Origin of the sequence: Achromobacter xylosoxidans (assembly GCF_001457475.1) — a bacterium.
GTDB classification, from domain to species: domain Bacteria; phylum Pseudomonadota; class Gammaproteobacteria; order Burkholderiales; family Burkholderiaceae_B; genus Achromobacter; species Achromobacter xylosoxidans.
Window position 1 is genome coordinate 5,280,525 of sequence record NZ_LN831029.1, and the last position, 22,882, is coordinate 5,303,406.

Here is a 22,882-nt window from a genome sequence, read left to right on the forward strand (position 1 = left end):
GAACTGCCAACCCGACAACGCCGCGTCTCAGTTGACCTGACCGCTGCGCATCCAGCGCCCCGAAGCCAGAACTTTCGTCGGAGAATCAATGACGTGCGACAGTGTCGCCTAGGTGTGCGCATCAGCGCGCGATACCGTACCTACATGAAGGAATGTACGGTACGCAACTTTCCCAGGTACGACCGTACCTCGTTCGGAGCCGAGACCACAGACATCAGGTGAAAGTTCGGGCTGGTGAATTCCGCCTAGCAAGAGATAAGGTAGTCCCTGCCAAAGCCGAGATTGCTCCTACCCTCTACTGCGCGCTAACCTCGTCGCGCCCCTATATCTCATGCGAGCGCCCCCGTGAAGAGTCCTGCCAACCATAAAGCCGATTTTGCGGAGAATGACGAACGATTTTTTCGGCTCGTTCCTCCAACAGCGGACGAACTCACAGTAATACTGAAAGGGCACCTCCTGGTCGAAGAGCAACTACGATCCATCACCCGTTCGTCAGTCGCCAACCCTCGCTACTTTGACGAAGCGAAGCTCACATTCTCCAATGCCTTGTGCTTGGCAAGAGCAGTCGCCGGACACTTTAATGAGGGCGCATGCTGGGTTGCTGCGGAGCAACTCAATACGGTACGGAATAAGATCGCCCACAGAGCCGAACCTGGACCAGCCGCCGCACTCCTCGACAGGTTTTATTCAGTGTGCGAAGCGGAGAGCCGCTGGTCCGCCTGGTCATCGGCACCGCGAAGCACGGCAAAGCTCTCCCAGTACATTTGTTGCATCTGGGCCACCTTCGACGCGTTGCGAGCAGTTGTCCAAGTTTGTTCAGAAACCACTTCAGTGTTGCGCCCACGCCCTTAAGTCTCCCGTGCCAAACGCGGCCTCACCTGATGGAAGTCTCGGCTATGCATTCACCAACCACTTCCCAACGGCCGCGCCCCCTCTTTTCACGTAGTCAATACTGAAGGCCATAAGATCAGCGAGGTGGGCATCAATCTGTCCTTTCGAAATCCCCGGCTGCACGCCATAGATGGCGAAAATGACTTTGTCCGCGCTCCGGTTCAGCAAGATCTCTTGCAACATTGCAAGATTGCCGACCTTGAAGACTGACGGACGCCTATGCCGCCTTTCATTTATCCGATGCTCCACATGCTCGACCAACACACGGGATTCGCAATAAACAACTGACTTTAGTAGCTGGCAGGTGACTTCGTAGACGTCGTCAACACGGGCACCATTTGGTTCGCCCCCAGCTCCCTTGCAGTGATACAGACTCACGAGGACTCTGTCGTCTTCTTCTCGTGTGACCGCGATGTAGTCGGCGGCCTCCCCAGTCCTGTGGTCATAAACGAGGACCTCGAGATTTTCCTTCGCCCTGATCCACAATTCCAAATGTCTGTGGACGGTCATTCGTTCGGGATTATCGGCGTCAAACTCTCTACCGATCTCACAGCCATCCCACCCAGGGTTCTCGACGTCCTCATCAAGAAGCCGATTGCTGGCCAGCTTCGGAGGCGGGTAGCAGTTCATCCCTTCGAACGATGACTTGTCGGCTGCGTAAAAGATTGGAGGATGCATAGAAAGCCACTGGTCAAAATCCAACCAGTCATCGTGCGTGCTAGATATTTCGACTTCCCAACCAGCGCCGTGCTGTCGAAACAATGCGCCCCCGGCTAAAGACATGCGGTAGGGCACCGCATCTGAGTCCGAGACGATTTCGAAATCCAGGCCATCAGGTCCTGAGGCGAATGACGAGAGCTCTAGATCAGTGATTTGGCGATAGAGCCACTGCTGCTGCCCAACACGTCGATATCTCAACCGATGCGCCTGCTTGTAGGCATTGCGCGACCAACTTCCACCAATAACAACATCTGGGATTCGCCGCAACGTCCGCGAATGCTGGACGAGATCTAGCTGAGACTCTGCTAGCGTTTCGTCGCCATTCAAGCGATTGTTCAGCTTCGATATCCACTCAAGGTATTGCGATACGGAGAGACGTTGATTGCTCCATATACGCGAGTTACTGCTTGCTCCGATGGTTTCACGCTCGCCATCTTCCAATCCACTCCCAAAGTAATGTCCTTGTACGTAGGCGCGCCCATCGCCCGGCGTGACCGCTCGCTCAGCACGAGGTCCAGTTAGCATGCGATAGGATTCTGCTTGCGAATTTACGGCCGTGTTACGCAAGCCAACAGCGTAGAAGCGCATATCCGTGAGGCCGGCGCGCGCACGGATGGTCTCCTCGAAGCTCAAAGGTCTATGGTGATCCTTGGCCACGACCTGCATTAGTGCGATATATAAGCGATCTGTTCTACGAGTGGAGCCGATGAAGCACAACCGTGTAGCAGCGTTGTAGGCCAGCAGGAAAACGTCGTGTCGTACATTTACAAGCACGTCAGCAGTCGCCCAGTTCGGCGGCTCATGGTCGACGGTCAAAAGCAGTGTGATCAACCCATCATCCGAGATCCACTGCTTAGCCAAGTGAAGCCTTCGCCCTATCAATGCCTCAAACAAAGTGAAGTCCGGGGCCACGTCGCACTGAAAGATTCGAGCATGGGCATATAGCTCAAATGACATTGGCGACACGGCGTCGTAGTCCGAGACTGTCTGCCTCTTCGGCTTCAAGATCTCCAAGATTGATTCATCGGCAGCCCCTTCGGCGAGCTGACGCCTCGCCTCTTCGTCGATAAGGGAAGCGATGTCCACTCCCTCTTGAAAGAGCCTTGCGGTGGCATCTTGCAGACGACTCACAGTCGACACTAAAGTAGCGTTGCCCGTGCGTTCATCATTTGTTCGCGCAAACCGACCTATGAACTGTATCGTTGGAACTAGGGAGCGGTGCGGCGCATGGAGTGCTGCGATCTTCAGCTTTGGAAAGTCATAGCCCTCCCCGAACATGTCAACGCAGACTATTCCCTCCAGCTCGCCCTGGAGCAAGGAGACCTCCAGTTGCTCCTGCCTCCGTTTGGAAATTCCGCTGTCGATCGCTTCTACCCTCGCCCCCAGCCCGGCGTAAATCCCCGTCAGCTTCCTAGCAGCGGATATCGAGGATGCTCGCGCAAACAGTCGATGGTCGAATCCTTGCGCCTGATCTTCCCGCAACTGTGCAATCGCCACCCTTGCGATGGCAAGGTCCACCTCGTCCTCATCGTGATCGTTATGCACAGGCGCTGGACGAAAGGAGACACTCCCAAACGCTTGTTCGCGAGACGCCTTGGAAACTGGATAGCTATATGCCAGACGACCCGGAATTGCCTTTTTATCGCGCCTGAATGGAGTAGCCGTCAAGAAGACAAACTTGGCGCGGGAGTAGTGACCGAGATACGCACTCCAAGTGTCTGCTGGAGCATGGTGCGCCTCGTCAAAGATAATCAAATCGAATAGATCTGCGGGACTTACGGGCTCCAGGACCGGCGAGGTGCTCGCTGGCGTGGACACGACCACATCGAAAGTTTGAAAGGCAAGCCATTCATCGGCGCTCAATGGCCTGCCCTTCTGTGGATGTACATGAGGATTTCCTGCCTCCGCCGGTAAGACCTTGAGCTTGCGTAGCGTCGACAGTTCACCGAAGTGGGCCGAGGTCTGTCGTCTCAGCACATCCGTGGGTTCCACCACCAGCACACGGTTTGAGCCCAACAAAAAAGGAAGCGCCATGATCACGGCAGTCTTCCCATATCCAGTCGGCAAAGACACTATGGCCGGCTCGTCGTAGACCGAAAAGTGGGCCGCCACAGAATGAAGAGCGCCCAACTGGCCTGGCCTAAAACCCGAGTTCGGACTGCTAATGGGTTTCAAAGCCAGCATGTGGCTATGTTCAATGAAGAAATCGGCCACGTTCCCCTCCCGGAATGAACTAGATGACCAATTGTTACTTCAAAGAACATAACAAGCCAGCCTAATTTTTGAGACCTACTCCGAATTATTGCCGCTTCAGGTCTGATGGTCTTCTTTGTTGCGCCCTTCGGAACGAGCGATGTTATTCGCGACCCAAAGGCCGAATGCGATAACAGCTACAAGTACTCCGAGCATCACCGTAGTACCCAAGTCCATACGCTTTTCTCCACAAACACAGCCCTATCGGTACGCCTGATGATAGCAATCACCGCCGGATATGAACTGAGAATCCGCAGCGCAACGCAACATCGTTCGTAACAGGAAACCCGTTGGGATCCTGCTGGGTTCCTACTTGGTTAACCGCCGGTTCCCACATCAAAACCTAGAGCGGCACTCGACCAATTTGGTTCTGAAACACGGCGTAAAGGAGCGCGCTGTGCCCCAGCACAGTTGCTCAGATCTTGAGGTCCATGAGCGCCGCTGACACAGGATCCATGGCCATCCTCATAGTAGAAATACCCACGAAGCGAGGGAAACTGGGGGCCTGTAGCGGAAACCCAGCAGGTTATGGCCAGGTTTTACTTTCGAACCCAGTGCAAACCGGATGCAAAGCTACCAATCCCAATCCCATTCCCAATCCCAAATCTTTTACTGGCTACGCCAGTGTCAACAGCGTCTGCGCCGCTGTCTGACCTGATAAGCCACAACAGGCCGGACCAATTCCAGATGGGACGCCCTCGTAGATGCAGTGATGGTGCTTAGACGCGTCCACAGCCCGCATGAGCGGTCGAAACACCTCGGGTGACGGGGTAGCAGCCACTTCAGAGTCATTGCAGCCCAGAGCGCGTTCTGCGCGGTCTCGCGCTCTGTTTCTGAAACGCGAGTCGAATCTCCGAGTTTTTGCCTTGCAGGGTCTAGAAGACGGTTGGCGCCGTGCAAAAGAAAGTGGGCAAGTCGGAGGGTGTGGCCAGAGTCCTGTATTGCACAATCCAACGACTTCGCTCGCTAGAACGTGAGACCGCCGAGCCAGCCTTCCCTTTTGTCCATGGCAAGAATCGATGCCCACCGGGGCGCCAAGCTTCCCCGCATATTCGGAATATTTGATAGGGATTTTGATAGGGTGTTTGAAAAGGGCTTTGACTGATCGCGTCAACACTTGATCTCTACGCCAGCCAAGCACTCCGGATCTGTTCGATGGTCCACAACTGGACAGCCGCCCCGCCCCTCGCCCACCGTCAGTGAAGCTGGAACGATCAACGGTTGATGATGTTCCAGACGTACGTGACTAGGGTGGCAACTGTCGGGCGCCGGCGTCTCAAGGTGGGAGTTACTTTTGCAACGCCACGAGCCGGGCTCTTTTGACTGGGAACTATTTGCCAGGCCGAGATACTCAAATATCCTGTCGGCAATTCAAGCCACTAACTCCTCCGCGACATGAACCGCGCTTGGTCCAGCCATTGCCGACCTTTTTGCTGCGACCCACGGTCCGTGTTTCTGAGCATTAATCGCGCCCCACCCTCCTTCGGTGCAGCAGGATCCACCAAGCCCCCCCACGATTCACAAGTGCGGACGGTTGCGGCGGGGTGAAATCTACGGACCTGCGGACAAGTTTCAGCGCCTCATACGCGGGATCGCGGCCAGCCCGGGGTCGACTCAGCGAAATAATCTGTTAGCCGCCTGAAAGACTCCGTGTTCCTGTCGCAGCCATTCAGACATTGCGGCAACTCCTACTTCCATTGTCGAAAGGGCACCCCTCGTATCAGTACTAGGTTAAAGGATGCCCTATCCCCTCATTCCCGTACTAGGCCAAGTCTCCGCCGTTCGGGTCGGATAGACCGTCGACTTTGATTTCTCTCAGCGCAGCTCAGAGCGCATTTGACACTGAGGTGTGCAGTATGGTCTCAGTGCAATGCACACAGCACATGCAGAGTACAGGCCGCGACGCTTTAAAAGTGCAACCGCGGAAGACCGGTCCACAGCACAGCTCGGCATTTGCTCCGCTAACGAATAACGCCGCGAGGATGGAAGGGCCGAGGGGTCGTAACGATTCAACTGTCGCGTGGTGCCGCCGATGCTCTGCGACCTGAGCTCGGGAACTGTCGCTTTGCTGCCCCAGCACACACAGCCTCAGATGAAGGGGTTTGGCCTGCCCCAAGCGCAACAGTCCCCAGAACCCACCCAATTGGCCTGATGAGCCTAAAGTGCGGCGAGCTGCCCGCCCCCCCCCAATCAAGCAGAGACCCGGCAAGTCCCGAGATGGGCTATTGCCACCGAGTGCACATCCTTGCCTTGATGCCGCCTGAACTTGCTCACCGCCAACTGCAAGTTCGTTGTCCCATATGTTGTCCCATATGCCCAGCAAAGAAAAAGGGTTAGCTCAACGACATTGAGCTAACCCTTTGATTTTATTGGTCGGGGCGGTGGGATTCGAACTCACGACCCTCTGCTCCCAAAGCAGATGCGCTACCAGGCTGCGCTACGCCCCGAGGGTCGCAACTATACCAGATACCGGCGCCATCCCCGACCACATCGGGAGCATGCCGCCGCTCCGCGCCCGTCGGGCGTGCCCTGATTGACACCTATATAGTTGAAGCATAAATTAAATGCGGCCCTCTAAGCCCCACGACTCATAACGACATTCATCGGGAACCACATGGCTAACGCCTCCACTCCGTCCGCCTGGGCCACGCCCGCGCGGACCACCTACACCGTGCTGTTCGTTTGCTGGCTGGCCATCCTGTTCGAGGGCTACGACGTCGGCGTCATGGGCGCGGTGCTGCCGGCGTTGGCCGACGACAAGAGCTGGAATCTCAGTTCGATCGAACTGGGCATGCTGGGCAGCTACGCGCTGGCAGGCATGTTCGTCGGCTCGTTCGCGGTGGGCACGCTGTCCGACCTGCTGGGCCGCCGGCGCATGCTGCTGGCCTGCGTGACGCTGTTCTCCCTGACCATGATCGGCGCGGCCTGGGCGCCCACCCCGACCTGGTTCGCGGCCTTCCGCTTCATCGGCGGCCTGGGGCTGGGCGGCGTGATCCCGGTGGCGGCGGCATTGACGATCGAGTATTCACCGCCCGCAAAGCGCGGCTTCAACTACGGCGTCATGTACTCCGGCTACTCGCTCGGCATCCTGTGCTCGGCCGCGGTGGCCATGGCGGTGCTGCAGCACTGGGGCTGGCGCGCGGTGATCCTGGTGGGCGCGGCGCCGCTGCTGCTGGTGCCGGTGCTGGCGCGCCTGCTGCCCGAGTCGCTCGAATACCTGCTGGCCAAGGGCGACGAGGCCGGCGCCCGCGCCATGGCGCAACGCCTGGGCATCGCCTCGCTGGAGCCGTTCCGCCCGCGCGAAGTGACGGGCGAGAAGACCACCTGGCGCGATGTGATGGCCGCGGTTTTCGCGCCGCGCCACCTGCGCGCCACCCTGTGCTTCTGGGGAGCGCTGTTCCTGGGCATGATGCTGGTCTACGGCCTGAACACCTGGCTGCCGCAGATCATGCGCAAGAACGGCTACGACCTGGGGTCGAGCATCTCGTTCCTGCTGGTCTTCAGCCTGGCCTCCGCGATCGGCGGCCTGGTGCTGGGCCAGTTCGCCGACAAGAGCGAACCGCGCAGGATCGTGGCGCTGTTCTATCTGGTGGGCGCTATCGGCATCTATTGCCTGACCTACAACAATCCGCTGGCGGTCAACTACCTGTGGGTGGCGCTGGCAGGGATCGGCAGCATTTCGTCTTCGCTGATCCTGACCGGCTATCTGGCGGGCTACTACCCGGCGCATGCGCGTGGCGCCGCCACCGGCTGGGCGCTGTCGTTCGCCCGCATCGGCGCGATGAGCGGCCCCATCGTCGGCGGCTATCTGGCCGGGCTGCAGCTGCCGCTGGCATGGAATTTCATGGCGTTCTCGTGCGCGGCGGTGCTGGCGGCGGTGTTCGTGATCCTGATCCCGGGGCGCTACGCCGGTGGCGCGTCGGCGCAACCCGCGGCCGGCGCGCGGACGCTGGAACAGCAGCGTTCCTGATGCTGCCCATCTGCCGGGCGAGCAACGCAGGCCAGCGGAAATGACAACGGCGCGCCCTTCCGGGCGCGCCGCCGATACCACCGTGATGAAGCGCCGCGGGAGCGCCGCCCGCCGGTTGCCCGCCAGGCGCGCTCCCGCCGCCGATCAGCCGAAGCGGCCGGTGATGTAGTCCTCGGTTTCCTTGCGCGACGGCTTCACGAAGATCTGGTCAGTCTGGCCGAATTCCATCAGTTCGCCCAGGTACATGTAGGCCGTGAAATCCGAACAGCGGGCGGCCTGCTGCATGTTGTGGGTCACGATGACGACGGTGTAGTCGTTCTTCAGTTCGGCGATCAGTTCCTCGATCTTGGCGGTCGAGATCGGATCCAGTGCCGAACACGGCTCGTCCAGCAGCAGCACTTCCGGCTTGATGGCCACGCCGCGCGCGATGCACAGGCGCTGTTGCTGGCCGCCCGACAGGCTGTTGCCGCTCTGGTGCAGCTTGTCCTTCACTTCGTTCCAGAGCGCGGCCTTGCTCAGCGCCCACTCCACGCGCTCGTCCATCTCGCCCTTGGACAGGCGCTCGAACAGGCGCACGCCGAAGGCGATGTTGTCGTAGATGCTCATGGGAAACGGCGTGGGCTTCTGGAACACCATGCCGACCTTGGCGCGGATCAGCGAGATATCGGTCTTGGCGGTCAGCAGGTTCTCGCCGTCCAGGATGATCTCGCCCTCGGCGCGCTGGCCCGGGTACAGCTCGAACATGCGGTTGAAGGTGCGCAGCAGCGTCGACTTGCCGCAGCCCGACGGGCCGATGAAGGCGGTGACCTTCTTCTCCTGGATCGACATGTTCACATTGCGGATCGCATGGAACTTGCCGTAGTAGAAGTTCAGGTTCTTGACCTCGATCTTGTTCTTGACGGCGGTGGCGGTGTTTTCCATTTGGTTTCCCTAGGTCCGGCGCGGCACGCGCGCCGGCAAAGCGATCTTTATTTGCGGAACATGTTGCGGGCGATGATGTTGATGCCCAGCACCAGCAGCGTAATCAGGGTGGCGCCGGCCCAGGCCAGGTCGTTCCAGTCCTTGAAGGGGCTGGCGGCGTATTGGTAGATCACGACCGGCAGGTTGGCCATCGGGCCGTTCATGTTGGTCGACATGAACTGGTTCGACAGCGCGGTGAACAGCAGCGGCGCGGTTTCACCCGAGATGCGGGCAATCGCCAGCAGCACGCCGGTGATGATGCCGGTCTTGGCGGCGCGATAGCACACCAGGGTGATCATGCGCCACTTCGGGCAGCCCAGCGCGGCCGCGGCTTCGCGCAGGCTGTTGGGCACCAGCAGCAGCATGTTGTCGGTGGTGCGCACCACCACCGGGATCACCAGGATCGACAGCGCGATGGCGCCGGCCCAGCCCGAATAGTGCCCGACCTGCGCCACGTACACGGCGTAGATGAACAGACCGATGATGATGGACGGGGCCGACAGCAGCACGTCGTTCAGGAAGCGCGTGGCCGGCGCCAGCCAGCCGCGCTGGCCGTATTCGGCCAGGTAGGTGCCGGCCAGGATGCCGACCGGCGTGCCGATCAGCGTGCCCACGCCCGCCATCATCACGCTGCCGAAGATGGCATTGACCAGCCCGCCGGACTGCCCGGGCGGCGGCGTGATCTCGGTGAAGAGCGTGTACGACAGCGCCGGCGCGCCCTTGAGCAGCAGCGTCAGGATGATCCAGAACAGCCAGAACAGGCCGAACACCAGGGTGCCAAGCGAGATGGTCAGCATCACGCGGTTGACCACGCGGCGCCGGCGGTAGACGCCGTTTTGCATATTGAGTACGGATACAGCAGCCATGATCTTTTCCTTGTGCGGCGCCGGTCAGGTACGCTTGCCTTCACCGGCCGACAGGCGGACCAGCAGCATCTTGGCAAGCGCCAGCACGATCGTGGTGATCAGGAACAGGATCAGGCCCAGTTCCAGCAACGCCGACTTCTGGATGCCGCCGGCTTCATTGAATTCGTTGGCCAGGGCCGAGGCGATCGAGTTGCCCGGGGAGAACAGCGAACCGGACCACTTGAAGGCGTTGCCGATCACGAAGGTCACCGCCATGGTCTCGCCCAGCGCGCGCCCCAGGCCCAGCATGATGCCGCCGATGACGCCCGACTTGGTGAACGGCAGCACCACGCGCCACATCACTTCCCAGGTCGTGCTGCCCAGGCCGTAGGCCGATTCCTTCAGCATGGCGGGCACCAGTTCGAACACGTCGCGCATCACCGCGGCGATGAACGGGATGATCATGATCGACAGGATCAGCCCGGCGGTGAAGATGCCGATGCCGAATGGCGGTCCCGCGAAGATGCCGCCGATGATGGGCACACTGCCCAGCGTGGCGATCAGGAAAGGCTGCACGTATTGCTGGAACACCGGCACGAAGACGAACAGGCCCCACATGCCGTAGATGATCGACGGAATCGCCGCCAGCATCTCGACCGCGGTGCCCAGCGGGCGGCGCAGCCAGGTCGGCGACAGTTCGGTCAGGAAGATGGCGATGCCGAACGACACCGGCACCGCGATGATCAGGGCAATGGCCGAGGTCAGCAGCGTGCCGATGATGGGCACCACCGCGCCATAGTTCTGCTTGACGGGGTCCCAATCGTTGAGCCACAGGAACGACAGGCCGTACTTGGCCAGCGATTCGCGGCTGCCATAGATCAGGGAAACGAGGATCGCCGCCAGCAGGATGAACACCAGGAAGGCGAACAGGCGGGTCAGGTTCTTGAACAGCGCATCCATCAGCGCGTTTTTGTTTTGCTTCATAGGCGAAGGCGTGCCGGTAGTCACGGAGTCCGCCACGCTGGGCGGAAGCGGCACACTATTATCCATTACCGCGCTCATGGATGGACTTTCCTTAGGAAACCTTGGGGGAAACGACGAATGGGTCCGGGAGACCCGCCCCGACGTCCGGCGAACCGGATGCCGGGGCAGTTGGCAGATGCCGGCGCGTGGCTGGACCGTCGCGCCGGGCAACCGCTTTACTTCCAGACGGCCTTGCCGTCGGCGGACTTGACCTCGCCCCAGGCGGCGCGGATTTCCTTGGTGACGGCTTCCGGCAGCGGCACGTAGTCCATGGCTTCAGCCGACTTGGCGCCGTTCTTGAAGGCCCAGTCGAAGAAGTCCAGCACGGCCTTGCCTTGCACCGGCTTGTCCTGCGACTTGTGGACCAGAATGAAGGTGGCGGCGGTGACGGGCCACGAATCGGCGCCCGGCTCGTCGGTCAGCACCACGCCCATGCCAGGCGCGCTCTTCCAGTCGGCGTTCGCGGCAGCGGCGGCGAAGGCCTTCTGTTCCGGCTGGACGAACTTGCCGGCCTTGTTCTGCAGTTGGGTCCAGGCCAGCTTGTTCTGCTTGGCGTAGGCGTATTCGACGTAGCCGATCGAGTTCTTCAACTGGCCGACGTAGGCAGCGACGCCTTCGTTGCCCTTGCCACCCTGGCCCACGGGCCACTTGACGGCCTTGCCTTCGCCGACTTGTTCCTTCCATTCCGGCGACACCTTGGACAGGTAGTTGGTCCAGCCGAAGGTGGTGCCCGAACCGTCCGAACGGTGCACGACGATGATGTCGGCCGACGGCAGCTTCAGGTCGGGGTTCAGCGCCTTGATGGCGGCGTCGTCCCACTTCTTGATCTTGCCCAGGAAGATGTCGCCCAGGACCTTGCCCGACAGCTTCAGCTTGCCCGGCTCGATGCCGTCGATGTTCACCACGGCCACGGTGCCGCCGATGACGGCCGGGAACTGCAGCAGACCATTCTTTTCCAGGTCGGCGGCCTTCATGGGATCGTCCGAGGCGCCGAAATCGACGGTCTTGGCGATGATCTGTTGCTGACCGCCGCCCGAACCGATCGACTGGTAGTTCACGGCGTTGTTGGTGGCAGCCTTGTAGTCCGACGCCCACTTGGCGTAGATCGGGTACGGGAACGAAGCGCCGGCGCCGGTCACATCGGCGGCCTGGACGGCGAAAACGGCGGCGCTCAGCGCGACGCCCAGGGAAACTTGTTTGAAGACACGTTTGAACATCTTGGTTCCTTCTGTGCTCGTTAGAGGAGTCTTTGGCAGGCTTTCCACTGCCTGTCTTTCAGCGACCCTCGCATCTTAGAAGTCCAACGTGACAGGATAGTGACAGTCATATACCCCCCCCGGAGCGCTGCGCGCTTCCCCCCCAGGGGGGCGCCGGTGGCGGACCGGCGGAGCCGGATCCGCGCGGCCTGGCTTGGGAGGGCGCGGGTGGGATGGGGGGCGGTTTGCTGGTGGAAATGGGGGGCGGAGTCGTTTCCCCGGGGGCGGAGTCGTTTCCCCGGGGGCGCCAGAGGTGGGCCGGCGGGTCGGATCCGCGCGGCCCTGTGTTACACGCCCAGTTTCTGCATCAGGTATTGGTGCAGATTGAAGGGTTCGCGGCGGCTGCGGACGCGGACGTAGTCGCCGTCGGCCTGTTGTTGCCAGGCGAGCTGGTTGTCGCGCAGGGCGAAGGTGAAGGCCTCGTCGATGACGCGTTTCTTGAGGGTCTTGTCGTAGATCGGGAAGGCGATTTCGACGCGGCGGAAGAAGTTGCGGTCCATCCAGTCGGCCGAGGACAGATACACCGTCTCGGCGCCGTCGGCATAGAAATAGAAGACGCGCGAGTGCTCCAGGAAGCGGCCGACGATGGAACGCACCCGGATGTTTTCCGACAGCCCCGGCACCCCCGCGCGCAGCGCGCAGACGCCGCGCACGATCAGGTCGATCTTCACGCCGGCCTGGCTGGCCTTGTAGAGTTCCTCGATGATCTGCTCTTCCAGCAGCGAGTTCATCTTGGCCATGATGCGGGCGCGCTGGCCCGCCTTGGCGGCGCGCGCCTCGGCGCGGATCAGCGCCACCATGCCGTCGTGCATGGTGAAGGGCGACTGCATCAGCGACTTGAGCGCGCGGCGCGCGCCCAGGCCGGTCAGCTGCGCAAACACCTTGTCCATGTCCTCGCACAGCTTCGGATCGGCGGTCAGCAGGCCGAAATCGGTATACAGGCGCGCCGTGCGCGGATGGTAGTTGCCGGTGCCCAGGTGGGCATAACGGCGCAGGCGGCCCTTTTCGCGCCGCAGCACCACCGCCATCTTGGCGTGGGTCTTGTGCGCGACCACGCCGTAGACCACGTGCGCCCCCACCTCTTCCAGCTTGGAGGCCCAGTTGATGTTGGTCTGTTCGTCGAAACGCGCCATCAGCTCTACCACCACCGTCACTTCCTTGCCGGCGCGCGCGGCGGCCAGCAGGATCTTCATCAGCTCGGAATCCTCGCCGGTGCGGTAGATGGTCTGCTTGATGGCCATCACGTCCGGATCCAGCGCGGCGGCGGTCAGGAAATCGATGACGGGCTGGAACGACTGATAGGGGTGGTGCAGCAGGCGGTCCTGCTCGGCCACGGCCTCGAACAGCTCGGCCGGCTTGTCACCGACGCGGTCGAACGGCGCCGGCACCGGCGCGCGGTAGTCGGGGAACAGCAGGTCGGGCCGGTTGGGCGAATTGCACAGCTGCATCAGGCGCGACAGGTTCACCGGCCCCGGCACGCGGTAGGTGTCCTCGGGCTTGAGCGAGAATTCGCGCTGCAGGAAGGTTTCCAGCTCGACCGGGGTCAGCTTGTCGATCTCCAGCCGCACCGCCGCGCCGAAGTTGCGCTGCGACAGCTCGCCCTGCAAGGCGTGGCGCAGATTGGTGACTTCTTCCTCGTCCACGAACAGGTCGCTGTTACGCGTCACCCGCCACTGGTAGCAGCCCAGCATTTCCAGGCCCGGAAACAGCTCGCCGACGAAGGCGCGCAGCAACGAGGTCAGCAGGATGTAGCCTTCCGGATGGCCGGACAGCTCCTGCGGCATCTTGATCAGGCGCGGCAGCGCGCGCGGCGCCTGCACCACGGCGATAGAGGCCTGGCGGCCGAAGGCGTCGGCGCCGGACAGGGAAACGATGAAGTTCAGGCTCTTGTTGTAGACCCGCGGAAACGGGTGCGCCGGGTCCAGCCCGATCGGGGTCAGCAGCGGCATGACGTCGCGGTTGAAGACCTCGCGCGCCCATTCCTGCTGCTCGGCATTCCATTCCGACGCATGATGCAGCGCGATGCCCTCGGCCTGCAGCGCCGGCAGGATGGCGTCGTTGAGCAACGCATACTGGCGCCCCACCAGCTCGTGCACCGCCTGCTGGACGTTCTCGAACGCCTGGTCGGGCGTCATGCCGTCCGGCCCCACCAGGTTGGGCGACTGGCGCTGCTGCTCTTTCAGGCTGGAGATCCGGATCTCGAAGAACTCGTCCAGGTTGGAACTGACGATACACACGTAGCGCAGCCGTTCGAGCAGGGGCGTGCCGGGATTTTCCGCCATCGCCAGCACGCGCTCGTTGAATTTGAGCAGCGACAATTCACGGTTCAGCAGCAGCGGCTCGGCGGGCGGGCGAGTGGTCATACCGGATTCCATACGTAAGGAAAGCGTGGAGTTTTACTTCAAAAGAGTGACGGTTCTATGACACAACGCCAAATGCGTAGCGTACGACAAAACCGGGACGTATGGCGCATGGTCTCCCGGCGCCAACTATCTGTTCCATAAGCGAAAACCCGCGGGGGCCGGCGCTGTCATATGGGGTCTCTATAATCAGGCCACCTCACAGCCAAAATCACGAGCCGCATGGATCAACTTCTGGCCGCCGTGGACCTCGGGTCCAACAGCTTCCGCCTCTCCATCGGACGCATCGTTCAGCAGGACGGTACGCCCCAGATCTACCAGATCGACCGCCTCAAGGAAACCGTCCGGCTCGCCGCCGGGCTGGACGCCGAAAAACGCCTGGGCGACGACGCCATCGAGCGCGCCATCGCCGTCCTCGAACGTTTCGGCGATCGCCTGCGCAGTTTCCATCCCAACCGCGTGCGCGCGGTGGCGACCAACACCTTCCGGGTCGCGCGCAACACCCGCGATTTCCTGCCCCGGGCCGAGGCTGCCCTGGGCTTTCCCATCGAAGTCATCGCCGGACGCGAAGAGGCCCGCCTGATCTTCTCGGGCGTGGTCCATACCCTGCCCCCTTCGCCCAACAAGCGCCTGGTGATCGACATCGGCGGCGGCTCCACCGAGGTCATCATCGGCAAGGGCCACGAGCCCGGCCTGATGTCGTCCCTGTATATGGGCTGCGTCAGCTACAGCCGGCAGTTCTTCTCGGATGGCATCGTCGACGCCCACCAGATGAAGCAGGCCGAACTGGCCGCCCGGCGCGAGATCGAAGTCATCGCCAAGCAGTACCGCAAGACGGGCTGGAAGGAAGCCTACGGCTCGTCCGGCACCGCCAAGGCACTGTTCGCCATCCTCACCGAAGGCGGCATGTCCGACCGCGGCATCACCCGCGCCGGCCTGAGCAAGCTGAAGGACCGCATCGTGCGCGCCGGCCGCGTCATCCCGTCGGAACTGCCCGGCATCAAGGTCGAGCGCGCCGACGTGCTGCCGGGCGGGCTGGCCATCATGAGCGCGCTGTTCGACGAGCTTGGCATCGACGTCATGCACACGGGCGACGGCGCCCTGCGCCTGGGCGTGCTGTACGACCTGCTCGGCCGCGACGACGAACACGACAAGCGCGACGAATCGGTGCGCCAGTTCGTGAAGCGCTACCACGTCGACGTCAACCAGGCCCGGCGCGTGCGCCACGCCGCGCTCAGCCTGTTCGACGCGATGATGCCCGAAGGCGCCGAACGCACCGAATTGCGCGCGGCCCTGGGCTGGGCCGCCGACCTGCACGAAGTCGGGCTGTCGATCGCCCACAACGCCTATCACAAGCACACTGCCTACGTGCTTGAAAACGCCGACATGCCGGGCTTTTCCCGCGCCGACCAGCAGTTGCTGGCGCTGCTGGCGCTGGGCCACCAAGGCAAGCTGGGCAAGCTGGAACCGCTGGTGCGCAACCGCGCCCAATGGATGGCCATCCTGAGCCTGCGGCTGGCCGTGCTGCTGTTCCGCCGCCGTGGTGAAATCGAACCGCTGCCCCTGACCGCGTCCATGCGCAACGATTCCATCGTGGTGCGCGTGAACCGTGACTGGCTGGCGCAACACCCGCTCAGCGACTTCACGCTGCGGGCGGAAGAAGCGGAATGGTCGAAGGTCGGCTTCTCGTTCGAGCTGCTCGAGTTCTGAAAACGACAAGGCCCCGGAAATATCCGGGGCCTTTTGCCGTGCAACGGCGGGGGGCGGCTAGAACGGCGACAGATCGGTCTGGCGATCGAGCTGCTTGAGTTCCAGGCGGAAAGGCCGCGTGGCCCGCCGAATCAGTTTGATCTTCATACGGCGGAACAGGCGGCGCATGATCAGCGCTGGCCGACGGTCGCGGGTTGATCCAGGCCGAAATGGCGGCGGTAGCGCTCGTCCATGCCGTCCATCTTCAGCAGCACCGGAAAATCGGCCGCATTGAAATCGGGATCCCAGGCCGGTTCGCCGCAAACCGTGGCGCCCAGTTTCAGGTATCCCTTGATCAGCGGCGGCACGCGCGCCGGCAGCGTGCTGTTGAGCTTTTCCACGGGGTAGCGATGCAAGGGCGTGACCTGCGGCTCGCCCTCTTTCGGCAGCTGCTTGGAAATGGTGCGCCACACTTCGGCCGCCGTGACGCCATCGTCGCGCAGGCTGACGCTGGCGCAACCGAGCACGTATTGGTAGCCGCCGCGGCGCAGGTATTCCGCCAGGCCCGACCACAACAGCATGATGACCGCGCCGTTGCGGTAGTCGGCGTGGGTGCACGAACGCCCCACTTCCACCAGCTCGTCGCGGATGGCGCCCAGCCCCGACAGGTCGAATTCGGACTGCGAGTAGTAGCCGCCCGCCTCGCGCGCCTTTTCGGGCGTAAGGATGCGGTAGGTGCCCACGACGCGGCCGGTGTCGAGCTCGCGCACCATCAGGTGCTCGCAGAAAGGATCGAAGCGGTCGTGCTCGATTCCGTCCTGGGCATCCGGGAAGACCGCACCCATGTCTTCGGTGAAGACGTCGTAGCGCAGGCGCTGGATCTGTTCGATTTCCTCGGCCGTGCGCGCCAGGCCGACCACCAGCACCCGGGGGGCGGCGCCCGTCCATGGTTCTGCGGCATTACGGCTTGGGTTGATGCGTGCTAGTTCCAGCATTGCGCGAAGCTCCTAGAGAGTCCGGTCAGTTTGGACGCCCTGTATGTCAATGACTTGACCAATATGTTACGTGACTATGAAGTTTAGTTTGGAGCGAGGAGAGTCAATTCCTGCAAAGCTCGACAAAACTTTACAAACAAAGACGAAATATTCACAAATAATGGCCATTCATCGCGAAACAATGAATGGCCATGTCGGGTCTGGAGCGGATGGTTGAACCTACCCCAGGCTGGCCGCCAGCTTCTCGGCGCTGGCCACGGCCAGGGCCTCGTCCTCGGCCTCGACCATCAGCCGCAGCTTGGGCTCGGTGCCGGAGGCGCGGATCAGGATGCGCCCGCGGCCCGCCAGTTCCTCCTCGACCGCCCGGCGCGCCGCCGTCAGGCCGGGGTGGGTTTTCCAATCCTGGCCCGGCGTCAACGGCACGTTGATCATCTTCTGCGGGTACATGCGCAGATCCTTGACCCAATCGGCCATCGACACATGGTTGCGACGCAACGCCGTCAGCACCTGCAGCGCCGCCACGATGCCGTCGCCAGTCGAATGGCAGTCCAGGCACAGGAGGTGGCCCGAGCTTTCGCCGCCATACAGCCAGCCGCGCGCCTGCATCTGCTCCAGCACGTAGCGGTCGCCCACGTTGGCGCGCTCGAAACCCACGCCCAGGCGTTGCAATTCGCGCTCGAAGCCGAAGTTGGTCATCAGCGTGCCGACCACGCCATCCACCTTGCCGCGCTGCATACGCTCGCGCAGGATCGCGTAGAGCAATTCGTCGCCGTTGTAGATGCGGCCGTCGCCATCCACCATCTGCAGGCGGTCGGCATCGCCGTCCAGCGCGATGCCCAGTTGGGCGCCGCGCGCCTTCACTTCCTTGGCCAGCAGTTCGGGGTGCAGCGCGCCCACGCCCTTGTTGATGTTGAAACCGTCGGGATGCACCCCGATGGCGTGCACTTCGGCGCCCAGTTCGCGGAACACGTGCGGCGCGATGTTGTAGGCCGCGCCGTGGGCCGCGTCCACCACGATCGTCATGCCGTTCAGGTCCAGATCGTTGGGGAAGGTGCTCTTGCAGAATTCAATGTAGCGGCCCTGGGAATCCGACATGCGACGCGCGCGCCCCAGGCCTTCGGAGCTGACGCAGCCCAGCGGTTCGTCCAGGGCGATCTCGATGGCGGCCTCGATCTCGTCGGGCAGCTTCATGCCCTGGGCCGAGAAGAACTTGATGCCGTTGTCCTGGTAGGGATTGTGCGAGGCGCTGATGACGATGCCGGCGACCAGGCGCAGCGCGCGGGTCAGGTAGGCGACCGCGGGCGTGGGAATCGGGCCGGCCAGCAGCACGTCGATGCCCGCGGCCGACAGCCCGGCTTCCAGCGCCGATTCCAGCATGTAGCCGGAAATGCGGGTGTCCTTGCCGATCACCACCTGCGGGCGGCTGCCGCCACGCACCGCGTGCTCGCGAGCCAGCACGCGGCCGGCGGCGTAGCCCAGGCGCAGGGCGAATTCGGCGTTGATCACCGCGCCGCCGACTTCGCCGCGCACACCATCGGTACCAAAATACTTGCGTCGAATCATGAAGTGATTGCTCCTTGTTCAGCCGCCTGCCAGACCTTGAGCGCGTCGACCGTGGCCGCCACGTCGTGCACCCGCACGATGGAGGCGCCACGGGCCACGCAGGCCAGGGCGGCGGCAATGCTGCCGGGCAGCCGGTCGCCGACCGGCCGGCCGGTGGCCTGGCCGATCATGTTCTTGCGCGACAGGCCGATCAGCAATGGATAACCGCCGCTGCGCAGGCTGGACAGCCGGCGCAGCAATTGGAAATTCTGGTCGGCGGTCTTGCCGAACCCGAAACCGGGGTCCAGCACGATGCGTCGGGGATCGACCCAGGCGGCGCGCAGCTTTTGCGCCCGCGATCCCAGGAAGAGTCCGATTTCGCCGATCAGGTCGGAATATTCGGGCGGCGTCGCCTGCATGGTGCGCGGCTCACCTTTCATGTGCATGACGCACAATCCGCAGCGCGATTGCGCCACCGCCTCGATGGCGCCCGGCTGCCTGAACCCGTAGATGTCGTTGATCATGTCGGCGCCGGCGTCGAGCACGGCGCGCATGACTTCGGGCTTGAAGGTGTCGATGGACAGCGGCACGCCGCAATCGCGCAGCGCCTCGATCACCGGCAGCAGGCGCGCCAGTTCGTCGGCGACCGACACCGGTTCGGCGCCCGGCCGCGTCGACTCGCCGCCCAGGTCCAGGATCCGCGCGCCCTCTTCAATCAAGCGGCGCGCATGCGCCACCGCGGAATCGGTATCGTCGTGCTGGCCGCCGTCGGAAAACGAGTCCGGCGTGACATTGACGATACCCATGACAAGCGGGCGCTCGAGATCGAACTCGAAGCGCCCGCAAAGGAAGTTATTCGCCATAAATCAGGACGAAAGACCTCAGACCGCGGCTGCCGTGTTGCCGCCGGCGGCCAGGCCGGTCGGAGGCGTGTCCGACGTGTCCGACGGACCCTGCGGCGTCTTCGGGGGACGCGGCGGGCGGCCCTCGATGATGTCGTCGATCTGGTCGGCGTCGATGGTTTCCCATTCGAGCAGCGCGGCGGTCATGACTTCGACCTTGTCGCGGTTGTCTTCCAGGATCTTGCGCGCGACACCGTACTGCTCGTCGATGATGCGGCGGATCTCGGAATCCACCTTCTGCATGGTGGCTTCGGACATGTGCGTGGTCTTGGTCACGCTGCGGCCCAGGAAGACCTCGCCTTCGTTCTCGGCGTAGACCATCGGGCCCAGTTCGTCGGTCATGCCGTAGCGCGTGACGATGTCGCGGGCGATGGCCGTGGCGCGTTCGAAGTCGTTCGAGGCGCCGGTGGTCATCTGGTTCATGAAGATCTCTTCGGCGATACGGCCGCCGAACAGCACCGCGATGGTCGACAGCAGGCGGCTCTTGTCCATGCTGTAGCGATCGGTCTCGGGCAACTGCATCGTCACGCCCAGCGCGCGGCCGCGCGGGATGATGGTGACCTTGTGGACCGGGTCGGTCTTGGGCAGCATGCGCGCGACGATGGCGTGGCCGGACTCGTGGTACGCGGTGTTCTTGCGTTCCTCTTCGGGCATGACGATCGAGCGGCGTTCGGCGCCCATGATGATCTTGTCCTTGGCCTTTTCGAAGTCCGACATGTCGACCGTGCGGCCATTGCGGCGCGCGGCGAACAGCGCGGCCTCGTTGACCAGGTTAGCCAGGTCGGCGCCCGAGAAGCCCGGGGTGCCGCGCGCCAGGATGGTCGCGTCGACGTTGGGCGACAGCGGCACCTTGCGCATGTGGACCTTCAGGATCTGCTCGCGGCCGCGGATGTCGGGCAGCGGCACCACGACCTGGCGGTCGAAGCGGCCCGGACGCAGCAGCGCCGGATCCAGCACGTCGGGACGGTTGGTGGCGGCGATCACGATGACGCCCTGGCCCGACTCGAAGCCGTCCATTTCCACCAGCATCTGGTTCAGCGTCTGCTCGCGTTCGTCGTTGCCGCCGCCCAGGCCGGCGCCACGCTGGCGGCCGACGGCGTCGATTTCGTCGATGAAGATGATGCAGGGCGCGTGCTTCTTGGCGTTCTCGAACATGTCGCGCACGCGGGCCGCGCCCACGCCGACGAACATTTCAACGAAGTCCGAACCGGAGATGCTGAAGAACGGCACCTTGGCTTCGCCGGCGATGGCCTTGGCCAGCAGCGTCTTGCCGGTGCCGGGCGAGCCGACCATCAGCACGCCGCGCGGGATGCGGCCGCCCAGCTTCTGGAACTTGCTGGGGTCGCGCAGGAAGTCGACCAGTTCCTGGACGTCTTCCTTGGCCTCATCGCAGCCGGCGACGTCGGCAAAGGTGATCTGGTTGGTGTTCTCGTCGAGCATGCGGGCGCGCGACTTGCCGAAGCTGAACGCGCCGCCCCTGCCGCCGCCCTGCATCTGGCGCATGAAGAACACCCACACGCCGATCAGCAGCAGCATGGGGAACCAGGACACGAAGATGCTCATCAGCAGCGACTGCTCTTCGCGCGGCTTGCCCGACACCTGCACGCCGTACTTGAGCAGGTCGGAGACCATCCACAGGTCGCCCGGCGAGGTCAGCGTGTAGGCGCGGCCCGCGTCCGGCGTGACGTAGAGCACGTCGCCACCAGGGCCGCCTTGCACGTCCACCTTGCGGATACGGCCCGCCTTGGCGTCGTCCATGAACTGCGTGTAGGTCACGCCGTCCTGGGTCTGCGCGCGTCCGTCGAACTGCTTGAAGACCGTGAATAGCACCAGGGCTATCACCATCCAGACGGCGACTTTCGAAAATGAATTATTCAAGGTCGATCTCCTGCTTTCGATTCCGACCGGCGACCGCGCACCCGCATATGGCACAGTCACAAGTATGTCAATAGCCCATTCTACCCTGTCGGACCGGGTTGCGTCCTGGGAAGGGGCGGGCCGCTAAGTTACGTCTGATTCGTGATTTTGCTGGTCGTTGTCTCGGCAGGCCGGCCGCCGTCGGGCCGGTAGGTTCTTGTGACACCAGGGCACGTGCCCCGGCGCGGGTCATTTCAGATCGCGCGCAACCAGAAAGGTTTCGGAGGACTTGTCCCGCGATGCCTTCGGCTTGCGCTCGACCACCCGCTTGAAGTGCTGTTTGTAGGACTCCACGATCTGCGAAAAGCCCGTTCCGTGGAATGCCTTGACGATCAGCGCCCCGTTGGGCTTGAGGTGGGCAAGGGAAAATTCCATCGCCAGCTCGCACACGTGCTGGATGCGCGCGGCGTCGGCGATACCCACGCCAGACAAGTTGGGGGCCATGTCGGAAATTACAAGGTCGACCGCGCGCGATCCGACCATGTCTTCCAACTGTTTCAAAATGTCATCTTCGCGGAAGTCGCCCTGGATGAATTCGACGCCCGCCACGGGCTCCATGGGCAGCATGTCGAGCGCGATGATGCGCCCGTCCACCACCCCGCCCGGCCCCGCCAGGCGCTCGCGCGCCACTTGCGACCAGCTGCCGGGCGCCGAACCCAGGTCGACCACCAGGTCGCCACGCCGCAACAGCTTCTCGGTATCGAGAATCTCGATCAGCTTGAAGGCGGCGCGGGCCCGGTAGCCCTTCTGTTGCGCCATCTTCACATAGGGATCGTTGATGTGCTGGTGAATCCAGTCTTTGGAGAATTTATTCTTGGCCATTACCGTACAATTCCACGCATGCCTATATTAGAACTTACCTCTCGTGAGCGTAGCGACCTTCGGTCCGCCGCCCACCCTCTGCGCCCCGTCGTCCTGATCGGCGACAACGGCCTGACCGAAGCCGTGCTCAAGGAAATCGACCTGGCACTCACTTCCCACGGCCTGATCAAGGTCCGGGCCGGCGGCGACGATCGCGAGGCCCGCGAGGCCATGCTGTCGACCATCTGCGACACGCTGTCCTGCGCCCCGGTGCACCACCTGGGCAAGACCCTGATCCTGTTCCGCCCGCTGGCCGGCAACATCAAGCCGCCCGTGCTGGCCGCCCTCGAGCCGGAACGCCCCGCCAAGCGCCGCGCCTCCGAGCCGCATACGCCCAAGAAGCTGGCCGCCGAGGGCAAGACCCTGGCCAAGCGCCCGCGCCGTTCCGAAACCGAAGAGCCCAAGCCGAAGACGCGCTTCGTGCCGCAGGACCAGCTCAACAAGAACGGCAAGCCGATGCGTCCCGGCACCAAGAAAACCACTTCCGGCAGCCACGGCATTCCGCGCCGCGCCGGCAGCGCGCTGAGCCTGCGGGCCGGGGCCCGCAGCGGCACCAGCCGCAAGTCGTCGCCCAAAAGATAGTACCGCCGGGCACAAAAACGGGCGCTTTACGCGCCCGGTCCACCATAGCGTTCCGCAATATTGCCGTGCCGGATATCCGGTGCGGGCTATGGTGTTTTGCTGATTTTACCGCTCAG

At 62.8% G+C, this 22,882-nt stretch carries 14 protein-coding genes and 1 tRNA gene; 3 read left to right on the top strand and 12 right to left on the bottom strand.

What is annotated here, in order from left to right:
• Positions 1-894: 894 nt before the first annotated feature.
• On the bottom strand, positions 895-3,825 hold the full coding sequence (locus AT699_RS23790) for a DEAD/DEAH box helicase (protein WP_058207471.1): 2,931 nt from the start codon (positions 3,823-3,825) through the stop codon (positions 895-897).
• 2,409 nt (positions 3,826-6,234) lie between these two features.
• Positions 6,235-6,311: transfer RNA gene (locus AT699_RS23795), tRNA-Pro, on the bottom strand.
• A gap of 167 nt (positions 6,312-6,478) precedes the next feature.
• Here AT699_RS23795 and AT699_RS23800 point away from each other — a divergent pair.
• Positions 6,479-7,834 carry an MFS transporter gene (locus AT699_RS23800; protein WP_006385462.1) on the top strand — a complete coding sequence of 452 codons (1,356 nt, stop codon included), beginning with the start codon at positions 6,479-6,481 and terminating at the stop codon, positions 7,832-7,834.
• Positions 7,835-7,978: 144 nt separating this feature from the next.
• On the opposite strand, the gene pstB is transcribed toward AT699_RS23800, so the two are convergent.
• From pstB to ppk1, 5 genes are all read right to left on the bottom strand, one after another.
• Complete coding sequence (gene pstB, locus AT699_RS23805; RefSeq protein WP_006385463.1) at positions 7,979-8,755, bottom strand: phosphate ABC transporter ATP-binding protein PstB; 777 nt, start codon at positions 8,753-8,755, stop codon at positions 7,979-7,981.
• A 47-nt stretch (positions 8,756-8,802) separates the two neighbouring features.
• Positions 8,803-9,660, bottom strand: a complete 858-nt coding sequence (pstA, locus tag AT699_RS23810; protein WP_006385464.1) for a phosphate ABC transporter permease PstA — start codon at positions 9,658-9,660, stop codon at positions 8,803-8,805.
• A 24-nt stretch (positions 9,661-9,684) separates the two neighbouring features.
• A complete protein-coding gene (pstC, locus tag AT699_RS23815; RefSeq protein ID WP_035181926.1) occupies positions 9,685-10,701 on the bottom strand; it encodes a phosphate ABC transporter permease subunit PstC in 1,017 nt (338 codons plus the stop codon).
• A 137-nt stretch (positions 10,702-10,838) separates the two neighbouring features.
• Entirely contained in the window at positions 10,839-11,879 is a 1,041-nt protein-coding gene (gene pstS, locus AT699_RS23820; RefSeq protein ID WP_006385466.1) for a phosphate ABC transporter substrate-binding protein PstS, read from the bottom strand.
• Positions 11,880-12,205: 326 nt separating this feature from the next.
• Positions 12,206-14,281 carry a polyphosphate kinase 1 gene (gene ppk1 / locus AT699_RS23825; protein WP_006385467.1) on the bottom strand — a complete coding sequence of 692 codons (2,076 nt, stop codon included), beginning with the start codon at positions 14,279-14,281 and terminating at the stop codon, positions 12,206-12,208.
• 219 nt (positions 14,282-14,500) lie between these two features.
• Here ppk1 and ppx point away from each other — a divergent pair, with 219 nt between their 5' ends.
• A complete protein-coding gene (gene ppx, locus AT699_RS23830) occupies positions 14,501-15,988 on the top strand; it encodes an exopolyphosphatase (protein ID WP_006385468.1) in 1,488 nt (495 codons plus the stop codon).
• A gap of 170 nt (positions 15,989-16,158) precedes the next feature.
• Here the strand turns inward: ppx and AT699_RS23835 are convergent, their stop codons facing one another.
• The 5 genes from AT699_RS23835 to AT699_RS23855 all read right to left on the bottom strand — a co-directional run bounded on the left by AT699_RS23835 (position 16,159) and on the right by AT699_RS23855 (position 22,145).
• Positions 16,159-16,962: a GNAT family N-acetyltransferase gene (locus AT699_RS23835; protein WP_006385469.1), complete on the bottom strand. Its 804-nt coding sequence runs from the start codon at positions 16,960-16,962 to the stop codon at positions 16,159-16,161.
• A 219-nt stretch (positions 16,963-17,181) separates the two neighbouring features.
• On the bottom strand, positions 17,182-18,525 hold the full coding sequence (gene glmM, locus AT699_RS23840; protein ID WP_006385470.1) for a phosphoglucosamine mutase: 1,344 nt from the start codon (positions 18,523-18,525) through the stop codon (positions 17,182-17,184).
• Entirely contained in the window at positions 18,522-19,367 is an 846-nt protein-coding gene (folP, locus tag AT699_RS23845) for a dihydropteroate synthase (RefSeq protein ID WP_006385471.1), read from the bottom strand. The genes glmM and folP overlap by 4 nt, the downstream gene beginning before the upstream one ends.
• An 18-nt stretch (positions 19,368-19,385) precedes the next feature.
• Positions 19,386-21,284 carry an ATP-dependent zinc metalloprotease FtsH gene (gene ftsH / locus AT699_RS23850; protein WP_006385472.1) on the bottom strand — a complete coding sequence of 633 codons (1,899 nt, stop codon included), beginning with the start codon at positions 21,282-21,284 and terminating at the stop codon, positions 19,386-19,388.
• Between the two features lie 228 nt (positions 21,285-21,512).
• Positions 21,513-22,145: an RlmE family RNA methyltransferase gene (locus AT699_RS23855; protein WP_006385473.1), complete on the bottom strand. Its 633-nt coding sequence runs from the start codon at positions 22,143-22,145 to the stop codon at positions 21,513-21,515.
• Between the two features lie 18 nt (positions 22,146-22,163).
• On the opposite strand from AT699_RS23855, the gene AT699_RS23860 reads away from it, so the two are divergent.
• On the top strand, positions 22,164-22,766 hold the full coding sequence (locus tag AT699_RS23860; RefSeq protein ID WP_020926788.1) for a YhbY family RNA-binding protein: 603 nt from the start codon (positions 22,164-22,166) through the stop codon (positions 22,764-22,766).
• Positions 22,767-22,882: the final 116 nt, after the last annotated feature.